Here is a 17,374-nt window from a genome sequence, read left to right as displayed (position 1 = left end):
ACTATCACATGAGCGTTTTAGTCAATAAGAATTCTAAAATTATTGTTCAAGGTTTTACAGGAAGCGAAGGTACATTCCACGCCGGTCAGATGATCGAATATGGAACTAATGTTGTCGGAGGTGTGACCCCAGGCAAAGGAGGACAAACACATCTCGAAAAACCCGTTTTTAACACTGTTGCCGAAGCTGTGGAAAAAGTAGGTGCAGATACTACCATCATTTTTGTTCCACCAGCGTTTGCTGCTGATGCCATTATGGAAGCTGCTGATGCGGGTATTAAAGTGATTATTACCATTACGGAGGGCATACCTGTTGCCGATATGATTAAGGCGGCAGATTATATAAAAGATAGAGATTGCCGTTTAGTTGGTCCTAATTGTCCAGGAGTTATTACTCCAGGGGAGGCCAAGGTGGGTATTATGCCAGGTTTCGTTTTCAAATCAGGAAAAGTAGGGATCGTGTCTAAATCAGGAACTTTGACTTATGAGGCTGCAGATCAAGTGGTAAAACAAGGCTTGGGTATTACAACGGCCATAGGTATTGGTGGTGACCCTATAATCGGCACAACCACTAAAGAAGCTGTTGAATTATTAATTAACGATCCTGAAACTGAAGCTGTAGTGATGATCGGTGAAATTGGCGGACAATTAGAAGCGGATGCTGCCCATTGGTATAAAGAGAGCGGAAGCAACAAACCAATCGTAGGATTCATTGCTGGTGAAACAGCTCCTGCAGGGCGTACTATGGGACATGCCGGGGCCATTGTAGGTGGTAGTGATGATACAGCGCAGGCGAAAAAGAAGATTATGAGCGCATGTGGTATTCACGTGGTGGATTCTCCCGCCGAAATAGGCAAGAAAGTTGCGGAAGTTTTAGGCTAATTCTATATTGAAGAAAGGTTTCTAAGATTTCTTCAAATTACTGTTAAAAACCTTACAAAATGTTGTGAGGTTTTTTATTTTCTTGCAACTTGTATTTGCTATATTTGATTGAAGACTATAATTGTTAATCTAACTAAACCAACACATATATTATGAAATTATTAGAAGGAAAAACAGCTATAATTACTGGAGCTACTCGTGGTATAGGCAAGGGTATTGCTGAAGTTTTTGCGCAACAAGGGGCCAATGTGGCATTTACATACAGTTCTTCAGTGGATGCGGCTAAAGCTTTGGAGCAGGATTTAAATGAACTAGGTGTCAGAGCCATTGGTTATCAGAGCAATGCGGCAAGTTTTGAAGAGGCTCAGAAACTCGCTGAAGATGTCGTAAAGGAATTTGGTGCCATAGATATCCTTGTCAATAATGCAGGTATCACAAAAGACAACCTCTTAATGCGCATGGGTGAAGCCGATTTTGACAAAGTGATCGAAGTGAATCTAAAATCGGTGTTCAATATGACCAAAGCCGTACAGCGTACCATGCTAAAACAACGCAAAGGATCTATTATTAATATGAGTTCTGTTGTAGGCGTTAAAGGTAATGCAGGTCAAACCAACTATGCGGCTTCAAAGGCGGGTATCATAGGGTTTTCTAAGTCGGTCGCTTTAGAATTGGGATCTAGAAATATTAGAAGCAACGTGATTGCTCCAGGCTTTATTGAGACGGAGATGACTGCAAAATTGGACGAAGATACGGTAAAAGGATGGAGAGCAGCTATTCCTTTAAAACGCGGTGGTACACCAGAAGATATTGCCAATGCCTGCGTCTTTTTAGCAAGTGATATGAGTGCTTATGTCACTGGGCAAACCTTGAATGTCGATGGCGGTATGTTGACTTAGAAATTAATGCAAACACAAACGATTGTTTATATAATTATTGCTGGTATAGCAGCGCTTTTATTAGCGCTGTTTCAGTATGTATATAAATCGAAGTTAAAGTCTAAGCTTCGTTATGGTCTCATAGTTTTAAGAACCCTAGCCATTTTTGGAATATTGTTGTTGCTGATCAATCCAAAGTTTGAATCCAAAACCTACTATGACGAAAAACCGACTTTAGTCGTAGCGGTAGACAATTCCGAATCCGTAACTTATTTAGGTCAAGACAGTACTGCGATTTCCTTACAGCAGGCTATAAATTCGAATTCGGAGCTAAATAAACGTTTTGATATTCAGAACTATAGTTTTGGGAAGTCGGTGAATAGTTTAGACAGCTTAAACTTTGAAGATCGTCAGTCCAATATTTCATTAGCTTTAAAGCAGTTTGGTGAAGTTCATGCTAATACAACGGCACCAATACTACTATTGACCGATGGGAATCAAACCTATGGAGCCGACTATAGTTATAGCTCCAAATCAGTAAAACAGCCCATTTACCCTGTTATTCTAGGCGATTCCACAGTTTATGCAGATTTGAGTATAAAGCAACTCAATGTCAATCGTTATGCCTATTTAAAGAATCGCTTTCCCGTTGAAGTTATTGCCAATTATAATGGTACTGATGCTGTAAGTACAGAACTCAAGATTTGGTCGGGCAACTCGGTAATCTACAGGCAGGCTATTCAGTTCGATGCGTCCAAGACCTCAGAGATTGTGACGACAACTTTGGGCGCCAATAGTGTTGGTGTAAAAACCTATCGCGTAGAGTTAGTGCCACTTTCAAATGAGAAAAATACAGTCAATAATTCTAAGAACTTTGGAGTCGAAATCATCGATCAAAAAACAAATATCGCTCTCGTATCAGAACGTCTACACCCAGATTTGGGGGCTTTAAAAAAGGCCATAGAAAGCAACGAACAACGGAGTGTTTCTGTCTTAAAGCCGCAAGACTACCTGTCTAAAATCAATGACTTTCAATTGGTTATACTGTATCAACCGAACAATAGCTTTACGCAAGCCCTGCAAGAAATTAAGAAGCAAAATTTAAATACATTCATCATTACGGGTGAAACGACCGACCTATTGTTTTTAAACAATACCCATCTTAAATTATTCGCCACTGTCACCAATCAAACAGAAGATTTTCAACCAGAACTAAATAGAAATTATAGTGCTTTTATTATTGACAATCTCACCTTTGAAGATTACCCACCGCTAAAGTCTGAGTTTGGTGGCATAGAATTTTTAGTGCCTACCGATGTCATTCTATATCGAACGGTCAACGGTATTAACACCGGAGATGCCATGTTGGCAACCTATGAATTTGAAAATATGAAACATGCTTTGCTATTAGGTGAAGGTATTTGGAGATGGCGAGCCCAATCCTATTTAGACTCAGAAAGTTTTAATGATTTTGACAATTTTATCGGAAAACTGGTGCAATACTTGAGCTCAAATAAGAAAAGAAAGCGTCTTAATATTGACTACAAATCATTTTACAATGGCAATGATGATGTGATTATTTCAGCACAATATTTTAATAAGAATTTTGAATTTGATGATTCGGCCGCATTGACTATCATTCTTAAAAACAAAGATGATGATAGTGTTAGGGAAGTGCCACTGTTGTTAAATAATGGTAATTACAGTGTTGATCTAAGCGGTATCAGGTCTGGTTCCTATGACTTTACCATAAGACACAATACCGAATCGATCACTGCATCTGGCAGCTTTAAGGTTCTAGAATACAATGTGGAACAACAATTCTTAAATGCAGATATAGATAAGCTTCGCTTTTTAGCAAATAGCAGTTCTGGGAAAACGTTTTTCAGTTCAGATTATGAGGCCTTGATTTCGGATTTGTTAACTGACAATCGCTATGCCACCATACAAAAAAGCAGTAAAAATGTCGTACCTTTGATAGACTGGAAATATCTGCTCGCCATCATAGCGTTGAGCTTATTTGCAGAATGGTTTATAAGAAAGTATAATGGTTTAATTTAAAAGAAAATAAAATGGATAAATTACCAAAAATAGGGTTGCCTATTTTAGTCGGAATAATCTTTTTGGTCATAGTTATTGCAAAGTCTGCTGTAACCATCGGATCGGGTCAAGCAGGAGTATTGTATAAGACTTTCGGCGGAGGTGTAGTGACCGATGAGCCGCCTTTAGGTGAAGGGTTTCATATAGTAGCCCCATGGAATAAGGTTTATGTTTATGAAGTGCGTCGTCAGGAGATTTTTGAAAAAATGAAGGTCTTGTCGTCAAATGGTTTGGATATTCAATTGGATGCTTCGGCATGGTACAAGCCTGCCTATGGTGATTTAGGAAAATTGCACCAGGAAATCGGGGAGAATTATCTCAATAGAATTATCCTTCCTACAATTAGATCTGCAGCACGTAGTGTTGTAGGGCGATATACACCAGAGCAGTTGTATTCTAGTAAAAGAGATGCGATTCAAAATGAAATTTTCGAAGAGACTAAAAAGATTGTGGACGAACAGTATATTGTTCTTGATGAAATCCTAGTAAGGGATGTGACACTTCCACCGACCATCAAAGAAGCTATTGAGCGTAAATTAAAACAAGAGCAAGAATCTTTGGAATACGAGTTTAGACTGGTTACTGCTCAAAAAGAAGCAGAACGTCAGCGAATAGAAGCACAAGGTAAGGCAGATGCCAATAGAATTTTAAGTGCTTCATTAACCGATAAGATTTTGCAAGATAAAGGTATAGAGGCCACCAATAAATTGGCAGAATCACCAAATAGTAAGGTCGTTATTATTGGTTCTGGGGAAAGCGGAATGCCTATTATTTTGGGTAATCAATAAAAAAATTGATAAAGACTTGGAATTGTAAAATAATTTTACAAAACTTTGTTTGAACAAAAATTAAATGTTAAACAATCAATTACATCATCATTTTCAGGTAATCGCTCAAGCGAGGTGAAAATGTATTGATTAATTTCAACATATTAATGAAACCCGTTTGAGATAATCAAATGGGTTTTTCATTTTCTATCGCTTTGTTAAGTGATAGAAAATAGTCCCAACGAAAGTTGGGATCTGAATAATTAAAAAGATACTGAAATGCTGAAATAAATTCAGCACAAGTAAATTCAGCATAAAATGAGTACACTAAAGATTGCAGTTCAAAAGTCAGGGCGCCTCAATGAGGACTCACTAAAGATTCTGAAGCAAATAGGCATTTCGATTGACAATGGAAAGGACCAACTAAAAGCTTCGGCCAGAAATTTTCCTTTAGAAGTGTTTTATCTCAGAAATGGCGATATCCCACAATATCTAAAAGATGGAGTGGTCGATGCGGCTATTATAGGGGAAAATGTATTGATTGAGAAGGGGCGAGATATTACGATTGTAGAGAAACTGGGCTTCTCTAAATGCCGCGTATCTATTGCAGTACCGAAATCTTCCAATGCTAAAAGTTTAAAGGATTTAGAAGGTAAGCGCATTGCTACATCCTATCCCAATACCGTGAATCAATTTTTGGATAAATCCAATATTTCTGCCCAACTACACATTATAAACGGTTCTGTTGAGATAGCACCTAATATAGGTTTAGCAGATGGTATCTGCGATATCGTATCAAGTGGAAGTACCTTATTCAAAAATGGCCTAAAAGAAATTGAAGTGCTTTTAAAGTCAGAAGCTGTATTGGCCACATCACCAAAAATTTCAGAACAGAATCAAGCCCTTATTGATAAGATTCAGTTTCGATTAAAGTCGGTTTTAAGAGGCCGAGAAAACAAGTATATATTGCTTAATGCACCAAATGATCAACTCGATAGAATTTGCAAGATTCTTCCAGGAATGAATAGTCCTACCATTTTACCATTGGCCAAAGAAGGTTGGAGTTCCTTGCACTCAGTGATCAATAAGAATGATTTTTGGGACGTCATAGATGAACTCAAGGCCAATGGAGCAGAAGGTATATTGGTATGTCCAATAGAAAATATGGTATTATAATTATAGAAGCAGAAGAAAACTCAATAGATTCGATAGTTTAAAATGAAAACCTATATCAATCCGGACCAATCAGAATGGTCGACCCTATTAAAACGACCTACGAAGACCGTAGCTGCCATTGAAGATACGGTTAATCAGGTATTTTACGATGTTAAAACCCATGGTGATGCGGCTATTCATAGCTATACCTTAAAATTTGATAGGGTATCACTCGATACAATGCTCGTATCAAAGTCCGAGATTGAAGACGCCGTAAATGGCATTTCTGGGGAGTTAAAAGCCGCTATACAATTGGCAAAATCTAACATAGAGCGTTTTCATGAAGCGCAACAAACGGAAAAAGTTCATTTGAATACGATGGAAGGTGTGGAATGTTGGCAAGAAAAACGCCCAATCCAAAAAGTAGGGCTTTACATTCCAGGTGGAACGGCACCATTATTTTCTACTGTTTTGATGTTAGCCGTTCCGGCAAAAATTGCAGGTTGTAAAGAGATTGTGCTGTGCTCACCTCCAAATAAAAATGGAACAATAGCCAAAGAGATTCTCTACACCGCTCAATTATGTGGTGTTACAAAAATTGTAAAAGTTGGGGGTATACAGGCTATAGCTGGACTGACATTTGGTACGGAAAGTATACCTCAGGTTTATAAAATATTTGGCCCTGGGAATCAGTTTGTAACTGTAGCCAAGCAAATTGCAACAAAGTACGGTGTGGCCATAGATATGCCCGCTGGCCCAAGTGAATTATTGGTTATGGCAGATGCCTCTGCTAATCCAACTTATGTTGCTTCAGATTTATTAAGTCAGGCAGAGCATGGGTCCGACAGTCAGGTGATATTGGTAACAACGTCTATAGATTTAGCGGAAAGTGTTAATAAGGAAGTGGCCTCTCAATTAAAGGAACTTCCAAGAAAAGACATGGCTTCTGATGCGATTAAAAACTCCAAGACTATTGTTGTTAATGATTTTGAAACGGCACTAAGTTTAATTGACGCCTATGGTCCTGAGCATTTTATAGTAGCCACAATAGACAATGATTATTTTGTGGAAAATATAGGCAATGCTGGCTCTGTATTTATTGGTAATTATACACCAGAAAGTGCAGGTGATTATGCGTCTGGTACTAATCATACGTTACCAACTAACGGCTATTCTAAAGCCTATTCAGGGGTGAACCTCGATAGCTTTCAGAAGAGTATGACCTTTCAAAAAATATCAAAAGAAGGCATTAAAACTATAGGCCCAGCTATCGAGCTGATGGCAGAAGCAGAAGGGCTTCAGGCACATAAGAAAGCGGTGACTTTAAGGCTAAAGGATTTGGAATCATGAATATAGAAAATCTTTTAAGGGAAAATATTAGAACCATTAAAGCCTATTCATCAGCCCGCGATGAGTACAAGGATGCTTCGGCAGATATGGTGTTTATTGATGCTAATGAGAATCCTTTTCAAACCCACGTTAATCGTTATCCAGACCCACAACAGTCAAAAGTGAAAGAACGATTGGCAGGATTAAAGGGCGTATCCACATCGCAAATTTTGTTGGGTAATGGCAGCGATGAAGTTTTAGATTTGATTTTTAGAGCATTTTGCGAACCAAATATCGATAACATCATGACTTTACCACCAACCTATGGCATGTATTCGGTTTTGGCAGATTTAAATGCTGTGGATATTATTTCAGTGAACTTGAATATGGCATTTCAACCTAAAGTAGAGCAGATTTTATCTCAACAAAACGCAAATTCTAAATTGCTTTTCATTTGTTCTCCAAATAATCCGACAGCCAATAGTTTTGATTCGGAAAAAGTTGAGGCATTAATCAAACAATTTAAAGGCATTGTCGTAATCGATGAAGCCTATATCGATTTTTCCAAGCAAGAAAGCTGGATTAGTCGCTTGGGTGAATTTCCAAATTTAATTGTAACGCAAACCTTGTCTAAGGCCTATGGATTAGCTGGGATTCGATTAGGGATTTGTTATGCTTCAGAGTTTATTATTTCAATATTAAACAAAATCAAACCCCCTTATAATGTGAATCAATTAACACAAGATAAGGCTTTGGAGCGATTAGACCGAACCGAGGACGTTGAAAAAGAAGTATCAGCTATTTTGGAGCAAAGACAATTGTTGCTACAAGCATTAGAATCTATTCCCTTCATTGACAAAGTGTATCCCTCGGATGCAAATTTTGTTTTAGCAAAGGTAGATGATGCCAATAAGCGTTATTCAGAGTTAATTGCTAAAGGTATTGTGGTAAGGAATAGAACCACCCAACCACTTTGTGAAAATTGTTTACGCTTCACAGTGGGAACATTGGAAGAGAATAGGGAATTAATAAAAGTATTAAATGAGTTATAATCGTAATGTCACATCGAATGTTACGCCATTGGCGTGATGTATCGAGATACAATGAGTTCTCGATACAATTTTCTAAAGAAAATCACTCGAACTGACTTACGTAAAAAATACCAGATTGTCATTCTGCATCAAACGCGGAATCCAATAGATTAAAAATTAAAATAGATTCCTGCCTAGCGCCTCCGCTATAGCTATGGCGAACGTGGACGCAGGAATGACAAAAAACCATGAAAAAACCTGTATTATTTATAGATAGGGATGGAACATTAATCAAAGAACCAGCTGATGAACAAATCGATGCCTTTGAAAAGTTGGAGTTCTATCCAAAAGTGTTTCAATATTTAAGCAAAATTGCCCAAGAACTAAATTTTGAAATCGTCATGATTACCAATCAAGATGGTTTAGGCACTGAGGTGTATCCCGAAGATACCTTTTGGCCAGTTCATAACTTTATCATCAAATCGTTTGAACAAGAAGGTGTTGTATTTGAGGAGCAGTTTATAGACAGAACTTTTGCCAAGGACAATGCACCAACACGCAAGCCTAATACGGGATTGCTGACCAAATATTTTTCCGAAGATTACGACTTGGCAAATTCGTACGTGATTGGTGACCGACTCACTGATATGGAATTGGCTAAAAACTTAGGTGCCAAAGGGATTTATATAAATGATCATACACATTTAGGTACGGATGAAGTAACGGTAACCGAAAATGAACTGCAGGCATTTATTGCTTTAGAGACTAACGATTGGGAAGCCATTTATCGATTTTTGAAAATCACAGAACGCATAGGGTCGATAGAACGTAACACCAATGAAACCAAGATTAAAATTGAACTTAACTTGGATGGCACAGGACAAAGCAAAATCGATACCGACATCGCTTTTTTTGATCATATGCTGGATCAAATTGCACGTCATGGCCAAATGGATTTAAATATCAAAGTTGAGGGTGATTTAGAAGTAGATGAACACCATACGATTGAAGATACGGCCATTGCCTTAGGAGAGGTGTTTGCTAAAACATTAGGGAATAAATTAGGTATAGAGCGCTATGGTTTTTGTTTACCTATGGATGACTGCTTAGCACAGGTGGCCATTGATTTTGGAGGAAGAAACTGGTTGGTTTGGGAAGCCGAATTTAAGCGTGAAATGATTGGTAAAATGCCTACTGAGATGTTTTATCACTTTTTTAAGTCCTTCACGGATGGGGCCAAGTGCAACCTTAATATCAAAGTTGAAGGTGTTAATGAGCACCATAAGATAGAAGCCATTTTTAAGGCCTTTGCTAAGGCGATTAAAATGGCGGTGAAGCAAGATATAGAGAAAATGATTTTACCTTCAACTAAAGGTATGCTGTAAAAGAAAGACGTCAAACATAAATAAATTGAATTGCCCCCTTGAGGGGGCTTTAGGGGTGTTTTGCCCTCAACATGAAATATGAATTTAAAAATTGTAAACTACGGCGCAGGAAATATTAAAAGCATCCAATTCGCATTTCAACGCTTGGGCTATGAAGCGGTTTTAACTAACAATCCGGAGGAACTTATAAAAGCAGATAAGGTCATTTTCCCTGGAGTAGGTGAGGCCAGTTCGGCAATGAAAAAGCTCAAAGAAAGCGGTTTAGATAAAATCATTCCTCAATTAAGGCAACCTGTTTTAGGTATTTGTTTGGGGATGCAATTAATGTGTAATTATACCGAAGAAGGCGACACTGAGGGTTTAGGTATTTTTAATGTGGATGTGAAACGGTTTTCTAAGGCTGTTAAAGTCCCCCAAATGGGCTGGAATACTGTAAAGCACTTGAAATCGGATTTGTTCAAAGGCATAAGCGAAGGTGATTATATGTATTTAGTACATAGTTATTATGCCGAAAACTGTAAAGAAGCCATAGCAACTACAGATTATGAAGTGGAGTATGCCTCGGCTTTAGAAAACGATAATTTCTTTGGCGTACAGTTCCATCCTGAAAAGAGTGGAAAGACAGGAGAGCTACTTTTAAGTAATTTTTTAAAGTTATGACTATAAATTTTAATGCTTTTAGCTGTTAGCATATAGCTAATAGCCAAAGGCCAAAAGCGTAAAAAATGAGAATCATACCAGCAATAGATATTATAAATGGACAATGTGTTCGTCTTACCAAAGGCGATTATAGCAGCAAAAAAGTCTATAACGAAAATCCAGTGGAAGTTGCCAAAGCATTTGAGGATGCCGGTATACAGTATTTACACGTAGTGGATTTAGATGGTGCTAAGGCAAGTCATATTGTCAATTATAAAGTACTGGAAGCTATTGCGACTAAAACCAATTTAAACATTGATTTTGGTGGTGGGCTTAAATCCGATGAGGATCTGCGCATTGCATTTGAGTGTGGCGCAGAGCAAATTACGGGCGGCAGTATTGCTGTGAAGCAACCAAAGGTATTTGAGAATTGGCTAACCACCTATGGTTCGCACAAAATCATTCTCGGTGCAGATTGCATAAATGAAAAAATAGCCATTTCAGGTTGGCAAGAAGAAAGTGATATAGAAGTTATTCCGTTTATAAAGGATTATATGAAAAAAGGAGTGGATTATGTCATATGCACAGACATTTCAAAAGATGGGATGTTGCAGGGTCCCTCTTTTGAGCTTTATGAACGTATTCTTAATCAGGGTACTATCATAACAGATGATTCTAGAATAACAAAAAAAGTTAAACTGATTGCCTCTGGGGGCATTTCAACGTATAATGAATTACCGCAATTAAAAGACTTAGGATGTGAAGGTGTTATTGTCGGTAAGGCTATTTACGAAAATAAAATAAGTTTAAAAGAAATAGAGAATTTTATATTAAATCATTAACTGTCATTGCGAGCGTAGCGTGGAAATCCCTTTTTTATTTGAAAGATTGCTTCACCATGCACAATGATGCATACGAATTATGCTAACAAAACGAATTGTACCTTGTTTAGATATTAAAGATGGCCGCACCGTAAAAGGTGTCAATTTTGTGGATTTACGTGATGCCGGTGATCCTGTGGTATTGGCGAAGCAATATGCTGAATTAGGTGCGGACGAATTGGTATTTCTCGATATCAGTGCCACACAAGAAAGACGTCGTACTATGCACGATATGGTGTTGAAAGTGGCCGAACAGGTAAATATCCCATTTACGGTTGGCGGAGGCATTTCATCAATTGCCGATGTGGATGATTTATTGCATTGTGGTGCAGATAAGGTTTCCATTAATTCGTCAGCGGTAAAACGACCAGAATTGATTAACGAGCTATCTGATAAGTTTGGTAGCCAATGTATTGTTGTAGCAATTGATGCCAAACAAATAGAAGGGGAGTGGTACGTGCATTTGGCCGGAGGGACGATTCCCACCGACCTGAAACTATTTGACTGGGCACAGGAGATTGAACAGCGCGGTGCTGGTGAAATTCTGTTTACCTCAATGAATCACGACGGTACCAAATCGGGCTTTGCCAATGACGCTTTGGCTAAGTTATCAACATTGGTCAATATCCCAATCATTGCTTCGGGTGGAGCAGGAACCATACAGCATTTTGTGGATACCTTTAAAGATGGTAAGGCGGATGCAGCCTTGGCCGCCAGCGTGTTTCACTTTGGTGAAATAGCGATTATGGATTTAAAACGAAAACTGAAAAACGAGGGGATTGCAGTTAGAATATAACTGTCATTCTGAACGAAGTGAAGAATCTCATACCTTATGGGATTTCTAATCACTACGCTCTGTTGAAATGACAAAAAAGTAAAAGTGAAAAAATTATTTTTAGACGATATCAGAACTGTAGACATGGTTTATAACAAATCAGAAGAAAAAGACTTTGATATCGTCAGAACTTTTGATGAGTTTGTGAATTATATAAAGACCAATGGTTTGCCTGAATTTATAAGTTTTGACAACGATTTAGGATTGGACTCAGAAGGTCATGTAGCTCCTGATGGTTATGCTGCTGCAAAATGGTTAGTATATGATTCAGGACTGGATCTAAGTCATTTGAACTATAAAGTGCATTCAGCTAATCCAGTAGCAGCGAATCAAATACGAGGGCTTTTAGACAATTATATAAAATTTTTAAATAAAATATGAATATTGACTTTAATAAAAATAGCGATGGTTTAGTACCGGCAATTATTCAAGATGCCATAACAAAGAACATATTAATGCTGGGCTATATGAACCAAGAGGCCTTCGATAAGACGCAAGACACTGGCCTTGTTACTTTTTTTAGTCGTAGTAAAAATAGACTTTGGACAAAAGGGGAGGAAAGTGGCAATGTCTTAAATCTAGTAGATATAAAATTAGATTGTGATAACGATTCCTTATTGATTCAAGTGAAGCCTGCTGGACCTACCTGCCATACAGGTTCAGACACTTGTTGGAATGAGGACAATACCCAAACCTATGGTTTTTTATCTCAATTAGAGGATGTTATCGCCTCTAGAATAGAAAATGCAGATACCGAAAAATCCTATGTGGCCTCCTTATTCGCCAAGGGGATTAACAAAATAGCCCAAAAAGTTGGTGAAGAAGCTGTGGAATTGGTCATTGAAGCCAAAGACAGTAATAATGACTTATTTTTAAACGAAAGTGCGGACTTATTATTCCACTATTTAATGCTTTTACAGGCAAAAGGTTATAGATTAGACGATGTACTTAAGGTTCTTGTTCAAAGACAACGCTAGACTAAAATATGGATTTTTATTGCCAGTTATAATATTTATATTGTAATTTTAGCACATAATAAGAAATATAGGCACCGTTTCTTTATCAGTTAATCCTGTTTGATTTTACCCCATGGTACCTCAACTACTAATTGAAATCAAACAAAATGAATTACCTACGTTATGGGGTGCTAATCCTATTGTGCCTTTGCCAAATTTCTGTTTCACTAGAAGCACAAGTTCCTGTTAAATTTTCTGAAAACTTAGCAAGTTATCGCGAAGTTGAAATTGATTTATCCCTGCTAAAAACTGCCTTATCAGATGTTCCGATGAAAGGAACGCTTGCCCAAAATCACAAATCAACGACTATTTTGAAGTTGCCTATACCTGATGATAGCAACGGACGTTTTAGGGTTGTAGAGTCGCCAATATTATCATCCCAACTGTCAGCCGCTAGACCAGAATTTAAAAGTTATGTTGCACAGGGAATAGATGATCCAACGACCTCGGTTAGGTTTAACATCACACCGGCAGGGTTTTATGCCGTTATGAAAGGCGCTAAGGGTATCTCAATTATTGAGAAAATAAATAGGTATAGTGATGACAATAGGTACATCACCTATTATGATCATGATATTTTAGATAATAGTGACGGATTTCATTGCGAATCAAATGACACGACAGAATCGAGAAGTCACATACTGTCAACCGATCGGCTTGACTCATGCTTTCAAATTGGAGATAACCTTCGTATCTATGAATTAGTATTGACTTGTTCAGGAGAATTTTACGCTCTAAATGGGGGAACGGATTCTTTAGTGGAAGCCGCACTTTTAAATAGAATGGCACAAATCAATATAGCTTTTGAAACTGAAGTTGCTACAAGCTTTACGATTGTCGAGTATTTGCTAAATAATAATCCAGCCACGGATCCTTATGCTGACCCTACAAATACAGTTGATTCCCTAGGCGCTACATACAACTATATTAATGCTAATGTAACCGTTAGTTCTTGGGATATTGGACACGGGTTTCATGAAATTCCCTGCAGTGGTTGTACTTATGCAGGTAGAGCAGGACTAAGTGTAGTTTGTACTCCGGATAAAGCTAATGGCTATACCTACCTACCAAATGATTTACCCTCAAGTCTTTGGCTAGTACTGCATGAATTCGGACATCAATTTAGTTGTAGACATACCAATTACGGTTGTAACTCTAATAACGCTTGTGTTCGTTATGAGCCAGGGGCTGGGTCTACTATAATGAGTACAGGTGCAGGTTGTGACGCGGGTGATTTTTTTGTGGATCGTACGGATTATTTTGGCGTGGCCAGTTTGCAAAATATGATAGATTTTATGGGTTCAGGATTGTCGGTTACTGGAATTGGTTGTGGGACGGGCATTGCTAATGGTTGGTCCGATTGTGCAACACTTATACCAACAGGAAATAGTATGCCAAGTTCTGATGCCAATGCTAATAACATTAATGGCTTGGTCATACCACATAGCACACCTTTTGTATTGAAAGGATCAGGCTCTGATGCTGACGGTACAGGAAGTTTGACCTATACTTGGGAACAATACGATACAGACTATTCGGGCTCAGATGCACCGGATGATACCGGTGCCAGTACTACGGCACCATTATTTAGAAGTTTTCCGCCTTCCATAAGTAGTGAACGAACCGTGCCGCAACTATCATCAATCCTGTCAGGAAATGTAACGACCGGAACCGGAGAAACACTACCGACGGTAGCCCGTAATTTAACTTGGAGATTGACAGTAAGAGATAATGAAGCAGGGGGAGGAGGAGTGGCCTGTGACCAAATTTCGTTAACTGTCGGCAACGATGGACCTTTTAAAATCTCATCGCAAAACTCAACGACCGAATGGATGCCTGGTAGGACTAAAACGATTACATGGGATGTAGCTAATACCAATAGCCCGGCCTATACTTGTCCCAATATTGATATCTTATTTTCTTCAGATGGAGGAAATACGTTTCCAATTACACTTGCCAGCGGAGTTGCAAACGACGGCTCTTATGACATTACGGTACCGAGTATGGATACGACTTCTGGACGAATAAAAATTGTATGTACAGGTGGATCAAATATTTTTTTCGATATTAATGATATGGATATATCGGTGACGTCTAATTGTAATGCTGTTGGTGGAATCATTACAAATAGTGATGCCGTTACGGCTCCAGAAGGCGATGCCAGTTTGAATCTTGGACTCGTGGCTGCCTTACCCGTCAATTCTGTTTCTGGAACAATAGACTTTAGCGATGGAAACACCGCGCTCTCTGTCGAGAATAATGGCAGTGGAACATGTATCTTTTTTGGCGCTAATAGTCCTTATTACGAAACTGTCGAACTAATTGCCATATCTAGTTCTAATGTAACATTTACAACTACGGATCAAAGTTATCAGAGTGTGACTAATTTATTTGAAGGCAGTTATAATTCAAGTAGTGTTTGTGATAATTGGTTGAATTCTAGTAGGAATTTTGTTCCACCGTCCTCCGTAGAGACAAATGCGCCTTTTACTGAAACATTGACTGCAGGCGCAAAATATATTTTGTTGGCATCTGGGTTTTTTACGAATTCACCAAATCCTGGGAGTTATGAAGTAAGTTTTTCGGAACCACTCTACTATTCAGCAGCTGAGAATATTGCAGGATACTCATATACTTATGTTATAGTTGATAATGGTTCAGGAAATATAGTAGCTTTTAATTCAAACCCAGACTTATCCAATGCATCAAATTTTCTGGCAGGAAACTATACGGTTTATGGGTTATCACACTTAGCAACTGATGTCACCAGTGGCTATATTGGACATGCGTTTGCAAGCCTACAAACTAATATTTCTAATGCTACATTTTGTGGTGCTTTCAGTTCTAACACGGTTACCGTCAATATCACTTATACTCCGACGGTTTACACTTATAATTCGGGTGTATGGTCGCCATCAAATCCTGTTGGTGTAGTCGATAGTAGGGATCAAATCGAAATTCAAACCGGTGATTTTACCTTATCGAGCAATTTGGCCTGCGATACATTTACAGTAAGTGCAGGGGCCAGTGTCACTATTGATGGTGGCGTTACCTTGACCGCCAATGCTTTGAATCTACAATCGACCTCGTCGTCCTATTCTAGTTTAATTTTGGATGGGTCTATTTCTGGAACCATTAATTATCATAGATATACCGCTCAGGTGGGACCTATCGGCACCAATGATTTAATCGCCACCCCATTTTCTGGACAAACATTCGGTGCATTCGATACCGCCAATACCAATTTGGCAGCTTCGGGCTCAACACATGCCTTTGCACCCTATAACACTGTAAGTGGGGCTTATGAAAATTACGACAGTGTCACCAACGCTGCAACGGTGATTGGTCAAGGTATGGGCTACAGAGCTGCTACGACTGATGGCAGTACCTTGATGTTTACAGGACTCGCTGCTTCTACGGACATTCTCAATATCCCTATTTCTGATGCAGCCGCCGGAAATGCATGGAACTTAATGGGCAATCCATATCCTTCTTATCTCGATTTCAATACCTTTTTTCAAGCCAACAGCTCTGAATTCGATACGCAGACCGAATTTCAGGCGATTTATGGCTATGATGGGGATGCTTCTAATGGTTGGACGGTATGGAACCAGGCCACGATTGACGATGGTAGCGTCACGGAGTTGATTACACCGGGCCAAGGCTTTTTTGTAAAATCCAAAACAGGTGGCGGCTTAGTAGATTTTACAACGGCTATGCGACGCACAGGCAATGCTGATGACTTTATCTCGGGACGATCTTCTGTGAATACCGCATTATGTCAGCTGCAACTGATAAGCGATAGCAACGCTGCGTCAACACAAATCTATTTTATAGAAGGAACAACAAGAGGTTTGGATGTGGGTTACGATGCAGGCTCTTTTCAAGGACAGGCGGGAACCTTTTCAATTTTCTCAAATTTAGTCGAGGATAATATGGGCATCGATATGGCCATTCAATCCTTAGCCTACCAGGATTTAAATGATGTGGTTATTCCCATTGGGATTTACGCTACGGCGACAACACAATTAACCATTGGTCTTGATGATATATCCACGGTTCCTGAATCTATCAATATGTATTTAGAAGATACGGAGGCGAACACGTTTACCTTATTGAACACGAATGACTATATCTTTACACCCAATTCTAACTTAACTGGCATTGGGCGTTTTTATATTCGATTTACCAATCAGACATTATCTACAGATGACAATACCTTAAATGACCTGCAAATATTTACGATTGCAGATCCAAGAACTCTTGTTATTAAAGGCTATTTAAATAGTGAAACCACAGCGAAGTTATATGATATTCAAGGCAGACTTGTGTTAAATCGTATGCTGAACACTATGGTCACTACCAATTCAATCTATGTTGGAAATATCCAATCTGGAGTCTATGTTGTAGAGGTCGTAAATGCTGATGGGACCAAAACCCAAAAGCTAATTATTCGATAGCTTATAGTTTTTGACCT

The 17,374-nt window shown here is 38.6% G+C and carries 14 protein-coding genes; all 14 read left to right on the top strand.

The window, feature by feature from the left end; all coding sequences use genetic code 11:
- The first annotated feature begins 8 nt into the window (after positions 1 to 8).
- The 14 genes from sucD to ACO052_RS14585 all read left to right on the top strand — a co-directional run bounded on the left by sucD (position 9) and on the right by ACO052_RS14585 (position 17,357).
- On the top strand, positions 9 to 881 hold the full coding sequence (gene sucD, locus ACO052_RS14650) for a succinate--CoA ligase subunit alpha (RefSeq protein WP_422104529.1): 873 nt from the start codon (positions 9 to 11) through the stop codon (positions 879 to 881).
- A gap of 152 nt (positions 882 to 1,033) precedes the next feature.
- Positions 1,034 to 1,780: a 3-oxoacyl-[acyl-carrier-protein] reductase gene (fabG, locus tag ACO052_RS14645; protein ID WP_422104528.1), complete on the top strand. Its 747-nt coding sequence runs from the start codon at positions 1,034 to 1,036 to the stop codon at positions 1,778 to 1,780.
- Between the two features lie 6 nt (positions 1,781 to 1,786).
- The gene (locus tag ACO052_RS14640; protein ID WP_422104527.1) at positions 1,787 to 3,820 is read left to right on the top strand and encodes a VWA domain-containing protein; all 2,034 of its coding nucleotides are present in this window, start codon (positions 1,787 to 1,789) and stop codon (positions 3,818 to 3,820) included.
- Positions 3,821 to 3,831: 11 nt separating this feature from the next.
- Positions 3,832 to 4,647 (top strand): prohibitin family protein, encoded by an 816-nt coding sequence (locus ACO052_RS14635; protein WP_422104526.1) that lies wholly within the window; start codon positions 3,832 to 3,834, stop codon positions 4,645 to 4,647.
- A 297-nt stretch (positions 4,648 to 4,944) separates the two neighbouring features.
- Positions 4,945 to 5,802, top strand: a complete 858-nt coding sequence (gene hisG, locus ACO052_RS14630) for an ATP phosphoribosyltransferase (RefSeq protein WP_422104525.1) — start codon at positions 4,945 to 4,947, stop codon at positions 5,800 to 5,802.
- A gap of 42 nt (positions 5,803 to 5,844) precedes the next feature.
- Positions 5,845 to 7,131, top strand: a complete 1,287-nt coding sequence (gene hisD, locus ACO052_RS14625) for a histidinol dehydrogenase (RefSeq protein ID WP_422104524.1) — start codon at positions 5,845 to 5,847, stop codon at positions 7,129 to 7,131.
- Positions 7,128 to 8,162, top strand: coding sequence for a histidinol-phosphate transaminase (gene hisC, locus ACO052_RS14620; protein WP_422104523.1), 1,035 nt, complete (start codon positions 7,128 to 7,130; stop codon positions 8,160 to 8,162). Before hisD ends, hisC begins: the two co-directional genes overlap by 4 nt.
- 227 nt (positions 8,163 to 8,389) lie before the next feature.
- Positions 8,390 to 9,526, top strand: a complete 1,137-nt coding sequence (gene hisB / locus ACO052_RS14615) for a bifunctional histidinol-phosphatase/imidazoleglycerol-phosphate dehydratase HisB (protein ID WP_422104522.1) — start codon at positions 8,390 to 8,392, stop codon at positions 9,524 to 9,526.
- Positions 9,527 to 9,604: 78 nt separating this feature from the next.
- The gene (hisH, locus tag ACO052_RS14610) at positions 9,605 to 10,186 is read left to right on the top strand and encodes an imidazole glycerol phosphate synthase subunit HisH (protein WP_422104521.1); all 582 of its coding nucleotides are present in this window, start codon (positions 9,605 to 9,607) and stop codon (positions 10,184 to 10,186) included.
- A 65-nt stretch (positions 10,187 to 10,251) separates the two neighbouring features.
- Positions 10,252 to 11,007 carry a 1-(5-phosphoribosyl)-5-[(5-phosphoribosylamino)methylideneamino]imidazole-4-carboxamide isomerase gene (gene hisA, locus ACO052_RS14605; RefSeq protein ID WP_422104520.1) on the top strand — a complete coding sequence of 252 codons (756 nt, stop codon included), beginning with the start codon at positions 10,252 to 10,254 and terminating at the stop codon, positions 11,005 to 11,007.
- A 79-nt stretch (positions 11,008 to 11,086) separates the two neighbouring features.
- Complete coding sequence (gene hisF, locus ACO052_RS14600; protein ID WP_422104519.1) at positions 11,087 to 11,842, top strand: imidazole glycerol phosphate synthase subunit HisF; 756 nt, start codon at positions 11,087 to 11,089, stop codon at positions 11,840 to 11,842.
- A gap of 84 nt (positions 11,843 to 11,926) precedes the next feature.
- Entirely contained in the window at positions 11,927 to 12,262 is a 336-nt protein-coding gene (locus ACO052_RS14595) for a cyclic-phosphate processing receiver domain-containing protein (protein ID WP_422104518.1), read from the top strand.
- Positions 12,259 to 12,858: a bifunctional phosphoribosyl-AMP cyclohydrolase/phosphoribosyl-ATP diphosphatase HisIE gene (gene hisIE / locus ACO052_RS14590; RefSeq protein ID WP_422104517.1), complete on the top strand. Its 600-nt coding sequence runs from the start codon at positions 12,259 to 12,261 to the stop codon at positions 12,856 to 12,858. Before ACO052_RS14595 ends, hisIE begins: the two co-directional genes overlap by 4 nt.
- Before the next feature lie 146 nt (positions 12,859 to 13,004).
- Positions 13,005 to 17,357: a M12 family metallo-peptidase gene (locus ACO052_RS14585; protein ID WP_422104516.1), complete on the top strand. Its 4,353-nt coding sequence runs from the start codon at positions 13,005 to 13,007 to the stop codon at positions 17,355 to 17,357.
- Positions 17,358 to 17,374 lie beyond the last annotated feature (17 nt).

The sequence above is a fragment of the Winogradskyella sp. genome (genome assembly GCF_965228925.1).
Lineage (GTDB): Bacteria > Bacteroidota > Bacteroidia > Flavobacteriales > Flavobacteriaceae > Winogradskyella.
Note: the sequence above shows the minus strand (reverse complement) of the source record. Positions and strands in the feature narration are given on the sequence as shown.